The 19,835-nt window shown below is 74.9% G+C and carries 19 protein-coding genes; 11 read left to right on the top strand and 8 right to left on the bottom strand.

The features are described 5' to 3' along the window. Nucleotides 1-189: 189 nt before the first annotated feature. From ligA to PH191_RS03900, 4 genes are all read right to left on the bottom strand, one after another. A complete protein-coding gene (gene ligA, locus PH191_RS03915) occupies nucleotides 190-2,391 on the bottom strand; it encodes an NAD-dependent DNA ligase LigA (protein WP_274193303.1) in 2,202 nt (733 codons plus the stop codon). 48 nt (nucleotides 2,392-2,439) lie between these two features. Next, nucleotides 2,440-3,387, bottom strand: a complete 948-nt coding sequence (locus PH191_RS03910; RefSeq protein ID WP_274193302.1) for an NAD(P)-dependent oxidoreductase — start codon at nucleotides 3,385-3,387, stop codon at nucleotides 2,440-2,442. A gap of 28 nt (nucleotides 3,388-3,415) precedes the next feature. After that, entirely contained in the window at nucleotides 3,416-4,492 is a 1,077-nt protein-coding gene (locus tag PH191_RS03905) for a uroporphyrinogen decarboxylase/cobalamine-independent methonine synthase family protein (protein ID WP_420791741.1), read from the bottom strand. Between the two features lie 395 nt (nucleotides 4,493-4,887). After that, the gene (locus PH191_RS03900) at nucleotides 4,888-5,058 is read right to left on the bottom strand and encodes a hypothetical protein (protein ID WP_274193301.1); all 171 of its coding nucleotides are present in this window, start codon (nucleotides 5,056-5,058) and stop codon (nucleotides 4,888-4,890) included. A gap of 102 nt (nucleotides 5,059-5,160) precedes the next feature. On the opposite strand from PH191_RS03900, the gene PH191_RS03895 reads away from it, so the two are divergent. Beyond that, nucleotides 5,161-6,042 carry a 3-methyladenine DNA glycosylase gene (locus PH191_RS03895; protein ID WP_274193300.1) on the top strand — a complete coding sequence of 294 codons (882 nt, stop codon included), beginning with the start codon at nucleotides 5,161-5,163 and terminating at the stop codon, nucleotides 6,040-6,042. On the opposite strand, the gene mrf is transcribed toward PH191_RS03895, so the two are convergent. Next, nucleotides 6,023-7,690: a ribosome hibernation factor-recruiting GTPase MRF gene (gene mrf, locus PH191_RS03890; protein WP_274193299.1), complete on the bottom strand. Its 1,668-nt coding sequence runs from the start codon at nucleotides 7,688-7,690 to the stop codon at nucleotides 6,023-6,025. The genes PH191_RS03895 and mrf overlap by 20 nt on opposite strands. Before the next feature lie 59 nt (nucleotides 7,691-7,749). On the opposite strand from mrf, the gene rpmG reads away from it, so the two are divergent. The 3 genes from rpmG to ykgO are packed head-to-tail and all read left to right on the top strand — an operon-like array spanning nucleotide 7,750 to nucleotide 8,413. Beyond that, nucleotides 7,750-7,914 carry a 50S ribosomal protein L33 gene (gene rpmG, locus PH191_RS03885; protein ID WP_274189482.1) on the top strand — a complete coding sequence of 55 codons (165 nt, stop codon included), beginning with the start codon at nucleotides 7,750-7,752 and terminating at the stop codon, nucleotides 7,912-7,914. A gap of 55 nt (nucleotides 7,915-7,969) precedes the next feature. Further along, on the top strand, nucleotides 7,970-8,275 hold the full coding sequence (gene rpsN / locus PH191_RS03880) for a 30S ribosomal protein S14 (protein ID WP_274193298.1): 306 nt from the start codon (nucleotides 7,970-7,972) through the stop codon (nucleotides 8,273-8,275). Nucleotides 8,276-8,290: 15 nt separating this feature from the next. Then, on the top strand, nucleotides 8,291-8,413 hold the full coding sequence (ykgO, locus tag PH191_RS03875; protein ID WP_274193297.1) for a type B 50S ribosomal protein L36: 123 nt from the start codon (nucleotides 8,291-8,293) through the stop codon (nucleotides 8,411-8,413). Here ykgO and PH191_RS03870 read toward each other — a convergent pair. Both PH191_RS03870 and PH191_RS03865 read right to left on the bottom strand, forming a co-directional pair. After that, nucleotides 8,404-8,697, bottom strand: a complete 294-nt coding sequence (locus tag PH191_RS03870) for a DUF222 domain-containing protein (protein ID WP_274193296.1) — start codon at nucleotides 8,695-8,697, stop codon at nucleotides 8,404-8,406. The genes ykgO and PH191_RS03870 overlap by 10 nt on opposite strands. Before the next feature lie 16 nt (nucleotides 8,698-8,713). Further along, nucleotides 8,714-10,018: an HNH endonuclease signature motif containing protein gene (locus PH191_RS03865; protein WP_274193295.1), complete on the bottom strand. Its 1,305-nt coding sequence runs from the start codon at nucleotides 10,016-10,018 to the stop codon at nucleotides 8,714-8,716. Between the two features lie 147 nt (nucleotides 10,019-10,165). Between PH191_RS03865 and PH191_RS03860 the strand changes: the two genes are divergently transcribed. Further along, on the top strand, nucleotides 10,166-11,101 hold the full coding sequence (locus PH191_RS03860) for a helix-turn-helix domain-containing protein (protein WP_274193294.1): 936 nt from the start codon (nucleotides 10,166-10,168) through the stop codon (nucleotides 11,099-11,101). A gap of 97 nt (nucleotides 11,102-11,198) precedes the next feature. Further along, nucleotides 11,199-12,425, top strand: coding sequence for an acyl-CoA dehydrogenase family protein (locus PH191_RS03855; protein ID WP_274193293.1), 1,227 nt, complete (start codon nucleotides 11,199-11,201; stop codon nucleotides 12,423-12,425). Here PH191_RS03855 and PH191_RS03850 read toward each other — a convergent pair. Then, nucleotides 12,422-12,952, bottom strand: coding sequence for a PadR family transcriptional regulator (locus tag PH191_RS03850; RefSeq protein ID WP_274193292.1), 531 nt, complete (start codon nucleotides 12,950-12,952; stop codon nucleotides 12,422-12,424). The two genes, PH191_RS03855 and PH191_RS03850, sit on opposite strands and share 4 nt — an antisense overlap. Before the next feature lie 97 nt (nucleotides 12,953-13,049). On the opposite strand from PH191_RS03850, the gene PH191_RS03845 reads away from it, so the two are divergent. The 5 genes from PH191_RS03845 to PH191_RS03825 are packed head-to-tail and all read left to right on the top strand — an operon-like array spanning nucleotide 13,050 to nucleotide 19,830. Further along, nucleotides 13,050-14,582 carry a class I adenylate-forming enzyme family protein gene (locus PH191_RS03845; RefSeq protein WP_274193291.1) on the top strand — a complete coding sequence of 511 codons (1,533 nt, stop codon included), beginning with the start codon at nucleotides 13,050-13,052 and terminating at the stop codon, nucleotides 14,580-14,582. After that, on the top strand, nucleotides 14,582-16,981 hold the full coding sequence (locus tag PH191_RS03840; protein WP_274193290.1) for a xanthine dehydrogenase family protein molybdopterin-binding subunit: 2,400 nt from the start codon (nucleotides 14,582-14,584) through the stop codon (nucleotides 16,979-16,981). Before PH191_RS03845 ends, PH191_RS03840 begins: the two co-directional genes overlap by 1 nt. Next, nucleotides 16,972-17,751 carry an enoyl-CoA hydratase/isomerase family protein gene (locus PH191_RS03835; protein WP_274193289.1) on the top strand — a complete coding sequence of 260 codons (780 nt, stop codon included), beginning with the start codon at nucleotides 16,972-16,974 and terminating at the stop codon, nucleotides 17,749-17,751. Before PH191_RS03840 ends, PH191_RS03835 begins: the two co-directional genes overlap by 10 nt. Nucleotides 17,752-17,794: 43 nt before the next feature. Further along, nucleotides 17,795-18,637, top strand: coding sequence for an FAD binding domain-containing protein (locus PH191_RS03830; RefSeq protein ID WP_274193288.1), 843 nt, complete (start codon nucleotides 17,795-17,797; stop codon nucleotides 18,635-18,637). Beyond that, nucleotides 18,634-19,830 (top strand): xanthine dehydrogenase family Fe-S subunit, encoded by a 1,197-nt coding sequence (locus PH191_RS03825; protein WP_274193287.1) that lies wholly within the window; start codon nucleotides 18,634-18,636, stop codon nucleotides 19,828-19,830. The genes PH191_RS03830 and PH191_RS03825 overlap by 4 nt, the downstream gene beginning before the upstream one ends. Nucleotides 19,831-19,835 lie beyond the last annotated feature (5 nt).

Here is a 19,835-nt window from a genome sequence, read left to right as displayed (position 1 = left end):
GCTGGTGTCCAGCTTCGACGCTCTCGGCGACGAGGGCAACGCCGAGCCACGCGTCGTCGCGCCGCCAGCGGCTCGAATCGCCACTGCCACCCGGACGGTCGCATCTCTCGTCACCCGTCGGTGTGAGTGTGCCGCACGCGGCCACGGATGCCCCAGCGCCCTCGGACCTCGGGTGATCTCCGTCCGCCCTCAGCCGCCCTCGTCCTCCTCCGCCGGCGCCTCACCCGCCCCGGCGGCCCCGTCGGCCTCGTCCGCCCCGTCCGTCCCCGTGACCAACGCGACACCGGCCGCCGCGTCCGGCCCCTGCTCCAGGAGCACCCGGAAGCCGTCCTCGTCGAGGATCGGCACCTTGGCGGCGACCGCCTTGTCGTACTTCGAGCCCGGCTCCTCGCCGACCACCACGAACGCCGTCTTCTTCGACACCGAGCCGGCCGCGCGCCCCCCACGAGCGAGGATCGCCTCCTTCGCCTCGTCGCGCGAGAGCGTGGGCAGCGACCCGGTGACGACGATCGAGAGCCCCTCGAGGTTGCGGGGCACCGACTCGTCGACCTCCTCCTCGAGCTCGACGCCCGCGGCGCGCCACTTCTCGACGACCTCGCGGTGCCAGTCGACCGAGAACCACTCGCGCACCGCGTGGGCGATGGTCGGGCCGACCCCGTCGACCGCGGCCAGCTCCTCCTCGCTCGCGGCGTCGATGGCGTCGACCGACCGGAAGTGCCGCGCCAGCGCCTGGGCCGCGGTGGGCCCGACGTGCCGGATCGACAGGCCCACGAGCACCTTCCACAGCGGGCGGTGCCGGGCCGTCTCGAGGTTGGTCAGCAGCTTGCGGCCGTTGGTCGAGACGTTGCCGGCCTTGGTGCGGAAGAGGTCGACCCGGCCGAGGTCGTCCTCGGTGAGGCGGAAGACGTCGCCCTCGTCCTGCACCACGCCGGCGTCGAGCAGCGCGGTGGCGGCCTCGTAGCCGAGCACCTCGATGTCGAACGCGCCGCGGCCGGCGACGTGGAACAGCCGCTCCCGCAGCTGCGCGGGGCAGGAGCGGGCGTTGGGGCAGCGCAGGTCCTTGTCGCCCTCGCGCATCTGCCGCAGCTCGGTGCCGCACTCGGGACAGTGCGTCGGCATGACGAACGCGTACTCGTCGCCGGTGCGCGCCTCGACGACCGGGCCGAGCACCTCGGGGATGACGTCGCCCGCCTTGCGGATGATCACGCGGTCGCCGATGAGGACGCCCTTGCGCTCGACCTCGCCCGCGTTGTGCAGCGTCGCCAGCGAGACCGTCGACCCGGCGACGAGCACCGGCTCCATCTCGGCGAACGGCGTCACGCGTCCCGTGCGCCCGACGTTGACGCTGATGCCCTTGAGCGTCGTCGTCGCCTGCTCCGGCGGGTACTTGTAGGCGATCGCCCACCGCGGGGCCCGCGACGTCGACCCGAGCCTGCGCTGCAGCGAGACGTCGTCGACCTTGACGACCACTCCGTCGATCTCGTGCTCGGCGTCGTGGCGGTGCTCGCCCCAGTACCCGACGTGCTCGATGACCGCGTCGACGCCGTGCAGCACCCGGGTGTGCGTGGACACCGGCAGCCCCCACGCCGCCAGCGCGTCGTAGGCCTGCGACTGGCGCACCGGGGTGAAGCCGCGCCGCTTGCCCAGACCGTGGCAGATCAGCCGCAGCGGGCGCGTCGCGGTGACCCGCGGGTCCTTCTGGCGCAGCGACCCGGCCGCGGAGTTCCGGGGGTTGGCGAACGGCTGCTTGCCCGCCGCGACGAGGCCGGCGTTGAGCTCCTCGAAGTCCGCGAGGCGGAAGAACACCTCGCCACGCACCTCCATCAGCTCGGGCACCGGGAACTCGTCGGTGCCCGTCAGCTCGGTGGGCACGTCGGCCAGCGTGCGCATGTTGAGCGTGATGTCCTCGCCCGTGCGCCCGTCGCCGCGGGTGAGCGCGCGCGTGAGGTGCCCGTCCTCGTAGAGCAGGTTCACGGCCAGCCCGTCGATCTTGAGCTCGCACAGGTAGAGCAGCTCCTCGGTCGGGTGGTCGAGCTCGCGCTGCACCCGCAGGACCCACTCGCGCAGCTCCTCGGGCGCGAAGGCGTTGTCGAGCGAGAGCATCCGCTCGAGGTGGTCCACCGCGACGAAGTCGGTGGAGAAGCCGCCGCCCACCCGCTGCGTGGGCGAGGCGGGCGTGACCAGCGACGGGTGCTGCTCCTCGAGGCCCTGCAGCTCGCCGAAGAGCTCGTCGAACTCCCCGTCGGTGACGATCGGGGCGTCGAGGACGTAGTAGCGGAACTGGTGGTCGGCCACGACCTCGGACAGCTCGCGGTGGCGCTGCGCGGCCTCCGCGGGCACGTCGGTCTGCCCCGTCCCGGCTGGCGCGATCGGTGCGGTCTCGCTGGTCACGGGGGCGAGATTAGCCGCCACCCCCGACAACGAACCGTCCTCGACGCGCTAGAGATCCCGTCCGAGGTGGCGTTCCACCGACGCCACGAAACCGCGGGCGATCCCGGCGTAGGAGGTCTCGGTGACGCCGCCGACGTGCGGGGTGACCGCCACGTTCTCCGCGAGCAGCTCCTCGTCCGGGTCGATCGGCTCCACCCACGTGACGTCGAGACCCGCGCCGGCCACCCGTCCCGCGCGCAGCGCCGCGAGCAGGGCGTCGCGGTCGACCACCGGACCGCGCGCCACGTTGACCACGTGCCCCCGGGGACCGAGCGCCTCCAGCGCGTCGGCGCCGACGATCCCCCGCGTCTCGTCGGTGAGCGGGCAGGCCACGACGAGGTCGTCACAACGGGCGAGGGCGGCGAGCAGGTCGCCGGTGCGGTGGTAGTGCTCGTCGTCGAGCAGCGTGGCGGCCCGCGGCGTCTCGGTCCGCGGGCGACGCCCGATGCCGACGGGCACGGCGTCGAAGGCGCGCAGCCGCACGATCACCTCGGCGCCGATGTCGCCGACCCCCAGGACGCCGACCGTGCGGCCCGCCAGCGTCGTGCCCGACGGTTCGCCGACGACGCGGCGCGCGACGTTCGCCCGCGCCTCGGCGAACCGGCGCAGGAGGGCGAGCAGGTGCAGCAGCGCGATCTCCGCGACGGCGACGGCGTTGCCCGACTCGGCGCCCGAGACGTTGTCGACGGGGATCCCGCGCCCGGCGGCGGCCGGCATGTCCACCCCGGACAGGCCCACCCCGAACTGCTGGACCATGCGCGGCGTCGTCGCGTCCATCAGCGCTCCGGAGATCGAGCTGCCCATCGGGCACAGCACGTCGACCCGTTCGAGCCCGCCCGGCGGCACGTCCACGGGGACGTCGACGATCTCGATCCCCGCCCACCCGACGTCCTCGAACGCCGTGGCGAGGGCTCCGCTCAGGGCGGCGAACCCGCCGCCCACCAGTCCGATCCGCACGTCCCTTAGTGGATCACCGCGCGCGGGGTCACCAGCTCGCGGGTGGGTCGACGAACGCGCGGGCGAGCTCGACGGTCGTGCCCATCGCCGTCCGGGCCCACCGCGGGCTCGCGCCGGCCAGCCCGCACGCCGGGGTGATGACGGCACGGTCGGCGAGGCGGGCGCGGTCGAAGCCGAGGCGGTCGGCCAGCCCGAGCGCGGGCGTCGCGAGGTCGTGCAGGGCCGGCGGCGCGCCGGGGTCGGTCGACGGGACGATGCCGAGCCAGAGCTCGGTGCCCGCCTCCCAGAGCTCGCCCAGGGCGTCGAGGACCTCCTTCGGAGCGTCGGCGCCGCCCAGCGCCCCGAGATCGACGGCCACGGCGTCCGCGCCGACCGCGCCGAGCAGCGCCAGCGGCGGCGTGGGGTGGCAGCAGTGCACGACCACCTGCGCCGCGCCCGCGTCCCGGGCCGCGGCGACCGCATCGGCCAGCACGGCGCGGGCCTCGCCCCCCGGTACCGCGCCGACGGTGCCGTAGCCCGACGGGGTGCTCAGCGAGCCCGCGAGGACGGCGGGCAGCGTCGGCTCGTCGATCTGGACGACGACGGGGGCGTTCGCCCGCCGTCCGAGCTCCGCGATGTGGACCCGGAGGCCCTCGGCGAGGCTCGCCGCGAACTCGGTGACGGCGCCGCGGTCGGTGAGCACCCGGTGCCCGGTGTGCAGCTCGACGCCGGCGGTGAGCGTCCACGGGCCCGCGACCTGGCACTTCACGGCGGCCGGCGTGGCGCCCGCCTCGCCCAGCGCCTCGTCGAGGGCGTCGACGTCGCGGGCGAGCAGCTCGACCCCGCGCCGGTGGTCGCCGCCGGGCCGGCGCACGACGCGGTAGCCCGACGGCCAGACCTCGGTGGCGATGTCGACCAGGAGGGCCGCGGTGCGCCCGACCATGTCGGCGCCGACGCCGCGCGCGGGCAGCTCGGGCACGTGGGGCAGGCCGGGGAGCTCGCCGACCACCGTCCGCGCGACCTCCCGGACGTCGGTGCCGGGCCACGAGCCCAGGCCGGTGGCGCGGTCGCCGGGCTGAGGCTCGCGGGGGGCACGGTGGACCACGGTGTCGGTCGTCTCGCTCACGTGCCCAGCGTCCTCCCCGGCGGGCGACCGTGGGCGGCGCGGGCCGGGCCGGTTCCGCGCGAAGGGCACCTTCGGCCGACGAGCGGCGAAGGACGCCCTCGCCAGGCGCTCAGCGACCGCCAGCGCCGACCCGGGCGAGGTCCGCGGCCGGCGGCGGCCAACCGACCCCGAGGCTCGCCGCCAGCCCGGCGATGCCGTCGTCGGTGACCCGCAGCGCCCGGTGGCCGGGGGTGGAGCGCAGCCAGCGTCCGCGTCGAAGCGAGCGGGCCAACGAGGTGGTGGCGCTGTTCGGTCCGGTCGACGCAGCGGCGCACGGCGGTCAGCCCGGTGGGCACCGGGACGCCGAGCCCCGCGAGCCCGTCGCGGCCGGCGTCGGTGAGGCGGTGGGCCCGGCGTCAGCGGTCGTCGTCCTCCACGAGGTGCTCGACCTCGCTCGCGCCGCCCGTGGGCAGCACGTCCGCGGGGTCGGGCTGGTCGGGCTCGGCGGGCCGGCCGGTCAGGGGCGCGGCGTCGGGGACGACGGTGGCGCGGTCGGTGCCCGTCTCGGTGTCGGGGCGCTCGGTCATCGGTGACCTCCTCGCTGGTGGGACACCCGCGGGTTACCCGCGTCACATCCCGGCCGACCGCCTGGATCGATGCCGCCGCCGCCGCTGGCAGCATGGGTCGTGATGCGGATCGTGGCGGAACGGGAGTGGCGGGCGCGGGCGGACGCGCACGCCGCCCGGGCCGACGACCTGACCGCTGGGCACCGTGCGCGGAAGGCGCGGGGCGAGAGCCACCCCGTCGAGGACTTCCTCTACACCTACTACCCCACCCGCCCGTCGTGGCTGCGCCGCTGGCACCCGGGAGCGGGGACCGTCCTCGTGGGCGCCGGCGAGCGCGCCGGTTGGCGGCACTACGTCGCGCAGGACGAGGGCGTCCGCGTCGACCACGCGACCCTGCTCCGCGAGCGGGCCGCCACGGTCGACTTCGTCGCCGGGCTGCTGCGGGCCACCGCGGACCGGGCGCCCCAGCTCGGCTGCTTCGGCCTGCACGAGTGGGCGATGGTGCATCGCGACGACGCCACCCGGCACCCCGTCCCGCTGCGGCTCGGCGCGGCCGGCACCGACGAGGTCGTCGAGACCCACCGGATCCGCTGCTCGCACTTCGACGCCTACCGCTTCTTCACGCCCACGGCCGCGCCGCGGAACACCCTGCGCCCGACGCGGGAACGCCAGGTCGAGCTCGAGCAGCCGGGGTGCCTGCACGCCGGGATGGACCTCTACAAGTGGGCGGACAAGCTCGGCCCGCTCGTGCCCGGCGAGCTCCTGCTCGACGCGTTCACCCTCGCCCGCGACATCCGCGAGCTCGACATGCGCGCCTCGCCCTACGACCTCGCCGACCTCGGGTACGCGCCGGTGCGCATCGAGACACCCGAGGGCAAGGCCGCCTACGTCGAGGCCCAGCGCGCCTTCGCCGACCGGGGCGGGGCGCTGCGCACGCGGCTGCTCGCCGTGCTCGATCCCCTCAGCACTCCCCTCAGCGATCCCCTCACCGCCCCGGCGGGCTGACCGCGTCGAGGTGCGGCGGCAGCGGGTCGGCGGCGCCGGCGGCCAGCCAGGAGCACAGGTCGTCGACGTCGGCCGGCTCGTGCAGCGGACCGGCCATCACCGCCGGGCGCGTGGGCATGCGCTCGTGGTCGCAGGGCTGCACCAGGACGAGGGCACCGGCCCCCACGGGCGCGGTGCCGTGACCGCACGCCGTCGCGGTGAGGCAGGACGCGCGTACGAGCACGCCGTGCGGGCAGCGGCGCACCGCCCCCCGGAGCGCGTCACCGACGGCCTCGGCGTCCGGCGCGGGACGCTGGTGATGGGGACAGCCCGCGGCGCCGCAGTGCACGGCGGTGAACCCGACGGTGTCGCTCATCCCCACCCCTCGCCGCGACGGCTCTCCACGCCGGTGTCGAGGCCGGAGTCGAGGTCGGGGCACGGGTCGGTGTGCCGCTGCTCGAACGGGTCGGGGAGGCGACGCCAGGCGACCTCGCCGAGGGCCAGCTCCTCGTCGGTGAGCAGCGCGGCGTCGAGGGCCTCGACGAGCCCCGCCCGGGTCGGCGTCGTGCACGAGGGCCACGAGCTGCTGCTCGCGGTCGCCCCAGCGCTCGTGCCAGGACAGGGAAGCGGCGGCGCGGCGCTCGTCGTCGGCGTCGTCCCACGCCGTCGGGTCGGCGGCGAACCAGGTGCCCGCGACGCCGATCTGCAGGGCGCCGCCTGCGGACTCGAGCCACAGCACGTGCTCGGGCTGCGAGGCCACCCACACCCGGCCGCGGACCCGGATCGTGCCGTGCAGGAGCACGTCGATCGCCGCGTGCAGGCGCTCGGGGTGGAAGGGCCGCCGGTGGCCGATGTGCAGCAACGACACCCCGGCGTCGCGCGCCAGGGGCGGCTGCCCGCGCAGGAGCGACACCTGCGCGTCGTCGGGGACGCCCCGCCGCGCGTCGCCGGGCAGGTCGTCGAGCAGGCCGTCGACCCGTGCGGCGATCTCGGCCTCGCGCCCCTCGCCCGGTCCGTCGACCACCGTCACCTGACGGGCGCGCGGCGCGAGCCGGTCGAGCACGGCGTCGAGCCGGACGCGGTCCCAGGTGCCGGCGCACCGCCCGCCGACGACCAGGACGTCGGCGAACTCGGCCTGTCCCACCACGATCTGCGCGACCGTGCGCTCGTCGTCGGCGGTGAGGGCGAGCCCGCGCTCGACCAGCGCGTCGTCGCTGCCGGCGTCGTCGAGCCAGGTGGCGGCGTCGAGCACGGCGACCACACCGCGCACCGCGAACAGGTCGGTGACCGGGCGATCGAGCCCCTCGGGGACGAGACCGTGCAGCGCCTCGCAGGTCGCCTCGACCTCCACGCCCGGGTCGAGCAGCAGCACCACGTGCGCCACGTCCGGGTCGCGGGCGAGACGGACCAGCAGCGGCAGCAGGTCCTCGCGCAGCGTGCAGGACACGCAGGCGTGGGCCAGCTCGAGCACCGCGTCGTGCTCGCCGTCGTCCTCCACGACCCGCCGACGCACCACGCCCTCACCCAGCGCGCGCATGTCGTGGGTGACGAGCACGGCCGTGCTCGTGTGCCGAGCGCGCAGCGCCGCCGCGACGCCGGCCGCCGCCATCCGATCCACGCCGCACACCACCGTCAGCCGGGTCAGCTCGGTCTCCGGACCCTCGGGCATAGAGCTCCCTCCGTCTGCGTTAACGTGAACGATAATCATTCTCAAATAGGAGGCAAGCGGTGGCCCGCAACGACATCCGTCCGATCGTCAAGCTCCGCTCGACGGCCGGGACGGGCACGACCTACGTGACCCGCAAGAACCGCCGGAACGACCCCGACCGCCTCGTGCTCAGCAAGTACGACCCGCGCGTGCGCCGGCACGTCGACTTCCGCGAGGAGCGTTGAGCCGCCGCGTAGACACCGTCGAGGCGCGCCTGCGCGCGGCCGGGGAGCGTGTCTGATGGCGAAGAAGTCGAAGATCGCTGCGAACGAGCGTCGCCAAGTCGTCGTCGCCCGGTACGCGCCGCGCCGGGCCGAGCTCGTTGCGACGATCAAGCACCCGGCGACGTCCGACCAGGAGCGCGCGTCGGCCCGGCGCGAGCTCGACGCCCAGCCGCGCGACGCGAGCGCCACGCGCATCCGGAACCGGGACGCGGTGGACGGCCGCCCCCGCGGCCACCTGCGCGCTTTCGGACTCTCCCGGGTGCGGATGCGCGAGTACGCCCACGCCGGCTACCTGCCGGGCGTGACGAAGTCCAGCTGGTGACCCGAGGAGGTCGACATGAAGGTCCGCGCATCGTTGAAGGCCCTCAAGCAGAAGCCGGGATCGAGCGTCGTGCGCCGTCACGGACGGGTCCTGGTGATCAACAAGAAGAACCCGCAGTGGAAGGCTCGTCAGGGCTGATCCGCTTCACCGGTGTCGGTGACCCGCAGCAGTAGGGCGATGAGCGCGTCCGCGTGCAGGTGCCCGCCGCTGCGGGGCCGCACGCCCCGTCGCTCGTCGTCGGCGCGCAGCTCGTCGGCGACGGTCTCGAGCGCGCGGACGAGGGGGTCCGAGAGCTCGGGTGGCACCTCGCCGACGAGCTCGAGCGACCCGTCGTCGTGGCGGTGCGTGCTCAGGTGCGCGAGCGCCTCGCGCAGCACGGAACGGGGCTCGCCGGCCACCAGGTCGGCGTGGGGTGTCGTCATGACGGCCTCTCTCGATCTACAGGGGAACGCGGGGTCGTCCGCCGAGGCGGGGTTGCTGGTCGGGGTCGATCCAGGGCGGCGGGGTGAACCACGGCAGCCCGTTCTGGATCTCGACGTTCCAGTGTCCGGCGTGGATCAGCTGGTGGTGGAAGCGACACAGCAGCACCAGGTTGTCCAGGCGTGTCGGACCACCGTGGAACCAGTCACGGATGTGGTGGGCGTGGCAACGCCGGGGTGGGCGGTCGCAGCCGGGGAAGGCGCAGCCACCGTCGCGGATGTTGAGCGCCCGGCGGATCGCATCGGTGACGGTGCGCTGCAGGCGCCCGACGTCCAGCGGCTCCGAGCGGGACCCGAGGACCACCGGAACGACCTCGGCATCGCACGCCCACCGCCGCACCGTGCGCGGGTCGACCAGCGCCTCGGAGCCAAGCACCCCGTAACCGGTGGCGAGCTGCAGCCACCGCAGATCCATCGTGATCGTCAACAGGGCCCGCCCCGGACGCTCCGGACGGCCCTTCTCAGGCTCGGGACGGCGGGGCGCCGGGATCAGTGCGTCATCGTCCGACCCCGGCTGCTCGTCGCCGACGCCGGCCGCGACTCCCCCGGGCCGCTGCGCGCCCTCGACGACGTCCTTGAGCGCGTCAGCACGACGCCGCGCGAGGCTGCGGGTGTCGTCGGGTCCGCAGGGCTCTGCGAGCGGATCGATGGCCCCGAGGAACACGTCGCCGTCCACCGGGTCGTTCAGCCGGCCCTTGAACTCCAACCGACCGTCCTTGCGGCGCATCACGTGCAGCTCGTCCCGGCAGTCGTCCCCGTCGGGCGGCGCGGCGCCGTCCGGGTCGAACGTCGCCAGCAACCGGGTCGCGGCCCGCTGCAGCATCCGTGGAGGCAACCTGGTGGCCTCGCCGGCCAGGAACCGCTCCGCAGCCACCCAGTCCTCCATCGACACGGTCTCGAGGCGTCCCAGACGTTCCATCGTGTTGCGGATGATCGCGATGTGCACCGGGCCGACCTCGCCGTCGGCGGCCACGGTGGCGGTGCACGGCAGACGTGGCGACACCAGCTCCCCCGACAGGGAACGGCGTGGCGTGAGATCGGCGGCCTCCTCGGCCAACCGGGTGGCCTCGTGCGCATCAAGGGTGCTCAGGTCCTGCAGCACACGCCGCGTGGCGCGGTCCCCGGTCTGCTCGGCCACCCCGAGCCGCTCCAGTTCCGCGATATCCTCCAACAACCGGTACTGCTCGGCGCGCAACGCGACCATCCGCGTGCGGGCACGGTCGAGCGCCTCCCGCTCCACCACCCCCAGCACCCGTTCGCTCATGTGTTCGATTCTAGAACCGACCCCTGACAACGCCGGGGCACTTCCGGCAACCCCGGAGCAGAAATCTCACGAGCCGGACCGCCGGGCCCTTCGCTCACGTCGCGCCGGGTCGTACCGTCCGGCGAGGGGCTTCGGAGGGAGTGCGCGATGGGCGTCTGGGACATCGCGGCGCTGCCCGAGCGGGAGCAGTTCAGCTACTGGCACGAGGTCATCTGCCAGGCCTTCGTCCCGCTGACGCCCCACCGCACGCTGGACGAGGAGGGCTTCGCCGCGAAGGTCGAGACCCGGCGCCTCGCGGGGATGAACCGGGCCCGCCTGCGCTCCCGCCCGCAGCGCACCGACCACGGCCCGCGCGAGGTGGCACGGACCGACGGCGCGTACTACTTCGTCAACCTCCAGCTCGCGGGCCGCTGCATCACGACCGTCGAGGGGCGCACCACCATCGTCCGGCGCGGCGAGATCGTCGTCGTCGACACCGCCGAGCCCTACTTCTTCCACCTCGACCGGCCCTGGCAGATGCTCTCCTTCCGGGTGCCGCACGCCGCCCTCGACGACGCCCTGCGCGGACGGCGCCCGGACCTCGGCCGGCCCGTGACCGCGACCGGGGCCGGCGCGGCGGTGCGCGCCCTGATGCCCGCCCTCTGGTCGCTCGACGCCGCCACGCCGGGCGCCGGCGAGCTCGTCGACTCCTTCGCCACCGCCGTCGCCGCCGCCACGAGCACCACGACCACGAGCACCACGACCACGAGCACCGGGACGGCGCCCCCCGGCGTCACCCGCGCCGCCATCCTCGCCCACGTCGAGCGCCACCTCGGCGACCGCGACCTCACCGTCACCGGCGTCTGCCGCCGCTTCGCGATCTCCCCGCGGACGCTGCACAACCTGTTCGCCGACGCGGACACGTCGTTCGCCGCGACGGTGCGGAACCTCCGTCTCGAGCGGGCCGCGGCGGCGCTGGCGGACCCGGGCACCGGGGCGACCGTGCTCGAGATCGCCGCCGCGAACGGCTTCGACGACCCCACGGCGTTCAGCCGCGCGTTCCGCCGCCGCTTCGGGATCTCACCACGGGAAGTACGCCCCTGAAATCCCGTGCACGAACGGCACGGCACCGCTGCACGGACGGCCGAGACGGCGACCTCCCGCGGGCCCAGGCTGGAGACCCCGCACACGAGGAGTCCCCATGGCCGTGTCGTTCCTGCTGAGCCCCGAGCAAGAGCAGCTCAAGGCCGCGGCGCGCGGCTTCGCCGAGGAGCACCTGCGCGGCCTCGCCGCCGCCGTGCGTGCCGAGCCGGACCCGCTGACCCGGGCGATGCTGGCCCGCCCGGTGATCGAGAAGGCGGTCGGGCTGGGCTTCCTCAAGGGCCTCGTCCCGGCACCGTTCGGCGGCTCCGCGTCGAGCGGCGTCGACGCGGCGATCTTCATCGAGGAGTGGGCGGTGCACAGCCCCGACCTCACGATCTCCCTGGCCGGCCCACTCATCGCGCTCGCGCCCGTCTACGAGGCCGGGACGCCGGAGCAGATCCGGCGCTTCGTCGCGCCGTTCCTCGCCGACTCCGGTGCGCCGCTGGCGGCGATGGCCTTCAGCGAGCCCGAGGGCAGCGCCAACTTCGACGCGCCCACCGGCACGCGCACGACGGCGACGCCCGACGGCGACCACTACGTGATCAACGGCCGCAAGGCCTGGGCGTCCCACCTGTCGGGCTGGGACGGCGACGGCCCCGACCTCATGACCATCGTCTGTCGCGCCCCGGGCGGCGTCTCGCTGATCGTCGCCGAGCATGAGCACCTGGCCGGGCACATCGAGGTCGAGGAGCACTACGACCTGCCGGGCCTGCGCGGGTGCCTGACCTCCCGGGTCCGCCTGCACGACGTGCGGGTGCCGCGCGCGAACCTCCTCGGCGCCGAGGGCCAGGGCGTCGCGCTGACCCGCAACGCCTTCCTGCCCAGCGGCGCGTCCATCGGCATCTTCGCCGTCGCCGCCATGCGCGGGGCCTTCGACGTCGCCCTGCGCTTCGCGACCACCGAGACCCGCGGCGGCGCCGTCCCGATCATCGACCACCAGGCGGTGTCCGACGTCCTCGCCGACGCCAAGGGGAAGATCGAGGCCGTCCGCCTCCTGACCTGGCGCGCGCTCGACGCCGTGATGTCCCAGCACCCCGCGGCGCCCGAGCTGGCCCTGCACGTCAAGGTCTTCGGCTCCGAGACCGGCGTCGAGGTGCTCAACGACCTGGTCAAGCTGGTCGGGGTGACCGCGTACGACGCGACGAACCCGATCGTCGAGTACCTGCACGAGGCGCTCGCCTACCCGGTGATCGAGGGCAGCAACATCGGCGTGCGACGCCGTCAGCTCCAGGACCTCCTGCGCACGCCGGGCTACGACCCGCTCGCCGCGTCGGGGATGAGTTAGCCGACCTCGTCGAGCAGCGCCGACCAGAAGCGCAGGGCGGCGTGCTCCATCTCGAGCCCGAGCCGCAGGGTGATCATGCGCTTGGCGACGGCGTCGAGGTCGGCGTAGCGCGCCTGCATGTCCTCGTAGACCGCGATCCGGTCACGGTGGGCGGCCACCTGCTCGCGCGCGAGCCGGGCGACGTCGCAAGGATCGCCGACCTCGTTGAAGAACAGCTTGAGCTCGGCGATGTCGCGCATCTGGAAGTGCTCGGGCGTCGGCTCGGCGAGCCACGCGCGCAGTTCCTCCCGGCCCGCGTCCGTGAGACGGAACGTGCGCCGACGGCGGCCTTCGGTCTCGGTCTCGGCGTCGAGCAGGCCGAGCTCGACCAGCCGCTGCGGCTCGGAGTAGAGCTGCGCGTGCGGGAAGTGCCAGAAGTAGCCGATGGACCGCCCGACGGCCCGCTTCAGGTCGTAGGAGGTCGACGGGCCGCGGAGCGCGATCGTGCCGAGCACGACGTACGAGGTCGGGGACAGCCGGTCGGCCACGAGCACGGAGCGTACCGATCCTTGCCCTCTCAGCATACGTGCCATACCGTCCGAAACAGATCGTATGCGCCGGAGCATGATCGGGAGGCGGGCTCCGATGGACCTCGCGACGGCCTGGGCCTGGGCGGTCGAGCGCCATCCGGCGCGTCGCGCCGTCGGCGGACCGCGACCGATGACCTACGCCGAGTGGGACGCCCGCACCGCCCGCCTCGCCCACGCGCTGACCGACCTCGGGGTGCGCCCCGGCGACCGGGTCGCCCTCGTGCTGATCGGCGGCGAGCCCGCGGCGTCGCTGCACCTCGCGCTCCAGCGGCTCGGGGCGATCGCGGCGCCCCTGTCCCACCGGTTCGGCCCGCCGGAGCTGGCGCACTGCCTGGCCGACGCCGCACCCGCCCTCGTCGTCAGCGAGCCCGCCACCGCCGAGGCGACGGCGACCGCCCTCGCCGACGAGCGCATCCGTCCGGTGACCCACCTCGACCTCGCCGAGCTCGAGCGCCGGGCCGCCGACCGGTCCGACGCCGCCCCGCTCGTCACCCCGAGCCCGGACGACCTCAGCGTCATGCTCTTCACGTCCGGCACCACCGGCCGGCCGAAGGGCGTGCCGCGCACCCACCGGGCCGAGCACGCCGCGGCCGTCGCGCACCTCGTGCAGACCGGCCAGCGCTCCGGTGAGGTGGCGCTCGGCGTCATGCCGCTGTTCCACACCATGGGTCTGCGCACGCTGCTCGCCACCGTCCTGGCGGGCGGCACGTGGGTGCCCCAGGCCCGGTTCGACGCCGGCGAGGCCGCCGAGCTCATCGTCCGGGAGCGGATCAGCTCGCTCTACCTCGTCCCGACGATGTACTGGTCGCTGCTGCGCGACGCCGACCCGGCCGCGCTCGCCGGCGTCCGGCGGCTCGCCTACGCGGGCGCGGCGATGGCGCCGGTGCTGGCCCAGCAGCTCACCGAGGCGGTGTCCCCGGAGACGTTCGTCAACCACTTCGGCTCCACCGAGATCTACACGTTCACCATCGGCCCGGACGTCGCGGCGAAGCCGGGCTGCGCGGGCCGGCCGGGGATGTTCAGCCGGGTCCGTCTCGTCGACCCGTCGCCCGGGGCCTCCCCCGACGCCGAGGTCGCGGCGGGCGAGCCGGGGCAGGTGGTGGTGTCGATGGCGAGCCCCGAGGCCTTCGCCGGCTACTGGATGCGGCCCGACGCCACGGCGCGGGCGGTCCGCGACGGCTGGTACTTCACCGGCGACCTCGCCGTGACCGACGACGACGGCGACCTCTGGGTCTCCGGGCGCGTCGACGACATGATCAACACCGGCGGCGAGAACGTGTACCCCGACGAGATCGAGGCGGCGCTCGTGTGCTGCCCGGCGGTCGCCGACGTCGTGGTGGTCGGGCTCCCCGACGAGCGCTGGGGCCAGGCGGTCACGGCGTTCGTCGTCCCCGCCGCCGACGTCGCCCCCGGCGAGGCCGTGGCCGCGACGGACGCCTGGGCCCGCCGGATCCTGCCCTCGCTGCGACGCCCCAAGCGCGTGGTCGCCGTCGACGCCGTGCCCCGCTCCGCGGTCGGCAAGACGCTGCGCCGCGTGCTCGTCGACGGCGACTTCGTCCCCCTCGCGGACACCGCCGGGGTCGCGTGATGACCTGGACGCCCGCCCGCGACGAGGACGCCGCCCTGGTCAGCGGCGCCGGCCGTTTCGTCGACGACCTCGACCCGCTGCCCGGGACCCTGGTGGCGGCGATCGTGCGCAGCCCGCACCCGCACGCCCGCGTCCGGGGCGTCGACCTCGCGCGGGCCCGCGCGCACCCCGGCGTCGCCGCGGTCATCGGCCCCGAGGAGGTCCGCGCGGCGGTGCGCCCGTTCCCGCTGTCCACCTCGACGCCCATGCCCTACCTGCCCAGCGCCGTCGACACCGCGCGCTACGTCGGCGAGCCCGTCGCGGTGGTCGTCGCGGGCGACCGCTACGTCGCCGAGGACGCCGCCGAGCTCGTCGAGGTCGACTACGAGCCGCTCGACGTCGTCGTCGACACCCGCGCGGCCCTCGAGCCCGAGGCGGTCCTGCTGCACCCGGAGGCGGGCACCAACGTCGCCACCGACCGCACGTTCTCGTTCGGGCCGGTCGACGACGCCTTCGCGCGCGCCGACCACGTCGTGCACGGCGAGTACACGTTCCCGCGCTACTCCTCGGTCCCGATGGAGTGCTATGGCGTCGTGGCGCAGTGGCGTGACGAGTCCGAGGGCCCCGCCGTCGAGTGCTGGGCGAACTTCCACGGGCCGTTCACGATGGTGCCGGTGGCGGCCGGCTCCCTCGGCGTGCCCGTCTCGCGGTTCCGGCTGCACGTGCCGGCCGACATCGGCGGCAGCTTCGGCATCAAGTCGGGCATCTACCCTTATGTCGTGCTGATGGCGCTGGCGTCGAAGCACGCCGGGCGCCCGGTGCGCTGGACCGAGGACCGGTCCGAGCACCTGCTGGCCAGTTCGTCGGGGGCGGGACGCGCGATGGCGTTCTCCGCCGCCGTGTCCCGCGACGGGGCCGTCGAGGCGTTGCGCGCGGACCTCATCGACGACGTCGGGGCCTACCTGCGCCCGCCGGAGCCGAGCACGCTCTACCGCTGCTTCGGCAACATCACCGGCGCGTACGACGTCCCGGCGGTGGCGATCCGGGCGCGCGCTGCCGTCACCAACCGCGCACCGACGGGCCTCAACCGCGGCTTCGGCGGCCAGCAGCTCTACTTCGGGCTCGAGCGCCTGATGGACGCGGTCGCCGCGCGGACCGGGCTCGACGTCGCCGAGGTGCGGCGCCGCAACCTCGTGCGCGCGTTCCCGCACCGCACCCCGACCGGTGGCCTCTACGACTCCGGCGACTACCCGGCCGCACTCGACCTGCTGCTCGCCGAGGGCGGGTACGACGAGCTGCGCGCCCGCCAGGAGGCCGCCCGCGCCGACGGCGCGTACTACGGCGTCGGCCTGGCGCTCGTCGTCGACCCGTCGGGCACCAACATCGGCTACGTCGGGCTCGCGACGCCCGCCTCCGAGCGCAAGCCGGGGCGGGACAAGTCCGGCTCGACCGAGATCGTGCGCGCCTCCGTGGACCTGCAGGGTGTCGTGACGGTGCTGCTCGGCTCGGTCCCGCAGGGCCAGGGCCACGCCACCGTGGCCCGGCGGGTGGCCGCACGGCGGCTGGGCCTGCCGGTCGAGCAGGTGCGCGTGGTGGTCGACATGGACACCGCCTCGACGCCGTGGACGGTGACCTCCGGCAGCTACTCCTCGCGGTTCGCGCCGCTCGTGACCAGCGCCGTGGTCGCCGCGGTGGACCGGCTCGCGGAGACGGTGCGCGCCGGGGCCTCGGTCCTGCTCGGCGTCGACCCGGCCGGGCTGGAGCTGGCGGACGGCTCCGTGCGCGACCCGTCGTCCGGGGCGTCGTGCCTCTTCCGGCACGCGGCCGGGGTCGTGCACTGGGACCCGGGGTCGCTGCCGGAGGGCGCGCCCGCGCGGCTGGCGACCGAGGGCGAGTTCGTGCCGCCCGAGGCGGTCGCGGCGACCGCGGAGGACAGGATCAACTCGTCGCTCTGCTACGGCTTCGTCGCGGAGATGGTCGGCGTGCGCATCGACCCCGACACCCTGCTCGTCACCCTGGACCGGGTCGCGACTGTGCACGACGCGGGCACGGTGCTCGACCCGGCGCTGCTCGAGGGCCAGGTGCTCGGCGCGCTCGTCCACGGCCTCGGCGGCGCCGCGTACGAGGAGTTCCGCTACTCCCCCGCCGGCCAGCCGACCTCGGCCACGTTCCTCGACTACCTCTGCCCGACCAGCGCCGAGACGGTGTTCGAGCTGGTCTCCGACCACGTCTCGTCCCCGTCCCCGCTCACGCCGCTCGGCGCCAAGGGGTGCGGCGAAGGGAGCTCCATGAGCCTGCCCGTGGCCTACGCCAACGCCGTCGCCGACGCCCTCGCGCCCGCCGGCGTCACGATCGACTCGCTGCCCCTGCACGGCGAGGTCGTCCACCAACTCCTGAGGGGAGACGTCTCATGGCGCTGACCGGTGGCGAGGTGCGGCTCGAGCGGTCGCACGACGGGCGGGTCGCGGAGGTGACCCTGTCCCACGGCCGCTACACGGTGATCACCTGGGAGATGCGCCAGCTGATGGCCGAGCGCTTCGCCGAGATCGACCGCGACCACGACGTGCGGGTGGTGGTCATCCGCTCCGACGGCGAGCACTTCTCCTCCGGCGGCGACATCGCGGGGTTCATGGAGGTCGACCCCGTCGACTTCACCGACCTCGGGCACAACGTGACGGCCCCGGCGCGCAGCACGAAGCCGGTGGTCGTGGCGGTCGACGGCTACTGCTTCGGCGTCGGCCTGGAGCTCGCGCTGTCCTGCGACATCCGCCTGGCGACCGAGCGCAGCCGCTTCGCCCTGCCCGAGATGAACCTCGGCATGATCCCCGGCTCCGGCGGCACGCAGCGCCTGTCCCGGCTGATCGGGCTCTCGCGCGCGAAGCACCACATCATGACGGCGCGACGCATGACGGGGCAGGAGGCCGCGGACTGGGGGGTCGTCGCCGAGCTGCACCCCGACCGCGCGGCGCTGGACGAGGCGACCGAGGCCCTGGTCACGACGCTGCTGGGCTTCTCCCCGATGGCGCTGCGCTCGGCCAAGGAGGTGCTCGACCGCGGGATCGACGCGCCGCTCTACTCGGGCATCGAGCTCGAGCGCAAGGCCTACGCGATGTTGCGCGCGAGCCACGACTTCGCCGAGGGCGTCGCGGCGTTCGGCGAGAAGCGCACGCCGTCGTTCACCGGGCGCTGAGACGAGGACGCCGAGATGAAGGCGCCGAGATGAGGACGCTGAGATGAAGGCCGCACCCTTCGCCTACCACCGGCCGGACTCGGTGGACGAGGCCGTGGACGCCCTGGCCGGCGGGGACGCCAAGGTGCTCGCCGGCGGGCAGTCGCTGGTCCCGGTGCTCGCGATGCGCCTCGGGCGGCCCGGGACACTCGTCGACATCACCCGGGTGCCCGGGCTGGACGACCTGGAGGTCACGGGCGGGGTCCTGCGGATCGGCGCGGCCGTGCGCCAGCGCACGGTGGAGCGGTCCGAGGCCGCGCGGGCGGTCCCGCTGATCGGGCGCGCGATGCCCTTCGTCGGGCACCGCGAGCTGCGCAGCCGCGGCACCGTCTGCGGCAGCCTCGCCCACGCCGACCCGGCCGCCGAGCTGCCCGCCGTCGCCGCCTGCCTCGACGCGACCGTCGTGCTGCGCGGTCCGCGCGGTACGCGGGAGGTCCCGGCGCGCGAGCTCGTCGTCGGCGCGATGACCACCGCGGCCGGTCCGGACGAGCTGATCACCGAGGTGCGCTTCCCGGCGGCGGCGCCCGGGGACGGGTTCGGCTTCGCCGAGATCGCGCGTCGGCACGGCGACTTCGCGCTCGCGGGGGTGGCGGTGCACGTGCGGCGCGGGGGCGGGGCGACGCTCGCCGCGTTCGGGGTCTCCGACCGCCCGGTGGTGCGCGACGTGACGGCCCTGCTCGGGACCGACCCGACCGAGGCCGGGCTGCGTCCGTCGACCGACGCCCTGGCCGACGAGATCGTCGACACCGCCGGCGACTCCCACGGCTCGCGCGGCTACCGGGCCCGCCTACTGGGCGTGCTCGCCGCACGGGAACTGGTCCGCGCGTACCGGGAGGCACACGCATGAGGGTCGAGGCGGACGGCACCGTCGACGTCACCGTGACCGTCAACGGGCGCGCGGTGACGCTCGCCGTGGCGCCGCGCACGACGCTCTCCGACGTCCTGCGCGACCGGCTGGGGCTCACCGGCACGCACGTCGGCTGCGAGCACGGGGTGTGCGGGATGTGCACGGTGCTGCTCGACGGCGAGGCGGTGCGCGCGTGCCTGCTGTTCGCCGTGCAGTGCGACGGCGCGTCGCTGACCACCGTCGAGGGCCTGGGCTCCGCCGACGATCAGCACCCGCTGCAGCAGGCGTTCTCCCACCACCACGCCCTGCAGTGCGGGTTCTGCACGCCGGGGATGCTCATGAGCTCCTACGACCTGCTCGCGGGCGGCACCTACTCCCGCGACACGCTGGCCGAGGACATGTCGGGCGTGCTCTGCCGCTGCACCGGCTACCGGGGGATCCTCGCCGCGGTCGCCGACGTCGCGGAGACCCACGCCGACGGCGTCCCGCCACCCCGCGCCGCCGTGCCGCCGGCGCTCGTCGGGCGCACCTCCGGTGCAAGCCCTGCGTCCTCGCTGGCACTGAACGCCAGGAAATCCGCTTCGTCGGACACCTCGCCGGCCGAGGCCCCAGGCGAGATCCCGCCGGAGATCACGGCGCCCACGGGGCCGCCCACCGCCACCGTCGAGGTCCGCAGCGAGCTCGCGTCCGGGGTGGACGACGTGTGGGCCGTGCTCGCCGACTTCGATCGCCTCGCCGCCTGCCTGCCCGGCGCGGAGATGACCGCCGACCTCGGCGACGACCGCTACCGGGGCCGCGCGACCGTCGGCCTCGGACCCGTGTCGCTGCGCTTCGACGGGCTCGCCCACGTCGTCGAGCACGACCCGGTGGCGCGCCGGATGCGGGTGCTCGCGCAGGGCACCGACCGCGGGGGCTCGAGCACGCAGGCCGTCATCCGCCTGGCCGCGGACCCGGCGGAGGGCGGCGGGACGGTGCTGTGGGCCGACGCCGACGTGCACCTGTCCGGCCGGGTCGCGCAGTTCGGCCGGGCGCTCGCGGGCGACGTCTCCCGGCGCCTGTTCGAGCAGTTCGCCGAGGCCGTCGACGAGGCCGCCCGCACCGGAGAGGCGCCCACCACGAGGACGAGCCCGCTGCGGCTCGCCCTCGGCGCCCTGCTCGCCCGGATCCGCCGTCTCGTTCAGCGCCGCCGGTAGCGCCG

Source organism: Actinomycetospora callitridis (genome assembly GCF_028737265.1).
GTDB lineage: Bacteria > Actinomycetota > Actinomycetes > Mycobacteriales > Pseudonocardiaceae > Actinomycetospora > Actinomycetospora callitridis.
This window is presented reverse-complemented; position numbering and strand designations above follow the sequence as displayed.

Coding starts and splice junctions, on each gene's coding strand:
- PH191_RS03900 (WP_274193301.1), bottom strand. CDS start 5,058: ATGACCGAGCGCCCCGACACCGAGACGGGCACCGACCGCGCCACCGTC.
- PH191_RS03895 (WP_274193300.1), top strand. CDS start 5,161: ATGCGGATCGTGGCGGAACGGGAGTGGCGGGCGCGGGCGGACGCGCAC.
- mrf (WP_274193299.1), bottom strand. CDS start 7,690: ATGCCCGAGGGTCCGGAGACCGAGCTGACCCGGCTGACGGTGGTGTGC.
- rpsN (WP_274193298.1), top strand. CDS start 7,970: ATGGCGAAGAAGTCGAAGATCGCTGCGAACGAGCGTCGCCAAGTCGTC.
- ykgO (WP_274193297.1), top strand. CDS start 8,291: ATGAAGGTCCGCGCATCGTTGAAGGCCCTCAAGCAGAAGCCGGGATCG.
- PH191_RS03870 (WP_274193296.1), bottom strand. CDS start 8,697: ATGACGACACCCCACGCCGACCTGGTGGCCGGCGAGCCCCGTTCCGTG.
- PH191_RS03865 (WP_274193295.1), bottom strand. CDS start 10,018: ATGAGCGAACGGGTGCTGGGGGTGGTGGAGCGGGAGGCGCTCGACCGT.
- PH191_RS03860 (WP_274193294.1), top strand. CDS start 10,166: ATGGGCGTCTGGGACATCGCGGCGCTGCCCGAGCGGGAGCAGTTCAGC.
- PH191_RS03855 (WP_274193293.1), top strand. CDS start 11,199: ATGGCCGTGTCGTTCCTGCTGAGCCCCGAGCAAGAGCAGCTCAAGGCC.
- PH191_RS03845 (WP_274193291.1), top strand. CDS start 13,050: ATGGACCTCGCGACGGCCTGGGCCTGGGCGGTCGAGCGCCATCCGGCG.
- PH191_RS03840 (WP_274193290.1), top strand. CDS start 14,582: ATGACCTGGACGCCCGCCCGCGACGAGGACGCCGCCCTGGTCAGCGGC.
- PH191_RS03835 (WP_274193289.1), top strand. CDS start 16,972: ATGGCGCTGACCGGTGGCGAGGTGCGGCTCGAGCGGTCGCACGACGGG.
- PH191_RS03830 (WP_274193288.1), top strand. CDS start 17,795: ATGAAGGCCGCACCCTTCGCCTACCACCGGCCGGACTCGGTGGACGAG.
- PH191_RS03825 (WP_274193287.1), top strand. CDS start 18,634: ATGAGGGTCGAGGCGGACGGCACCGTCGACGTCACCGTGACCGTCAAC.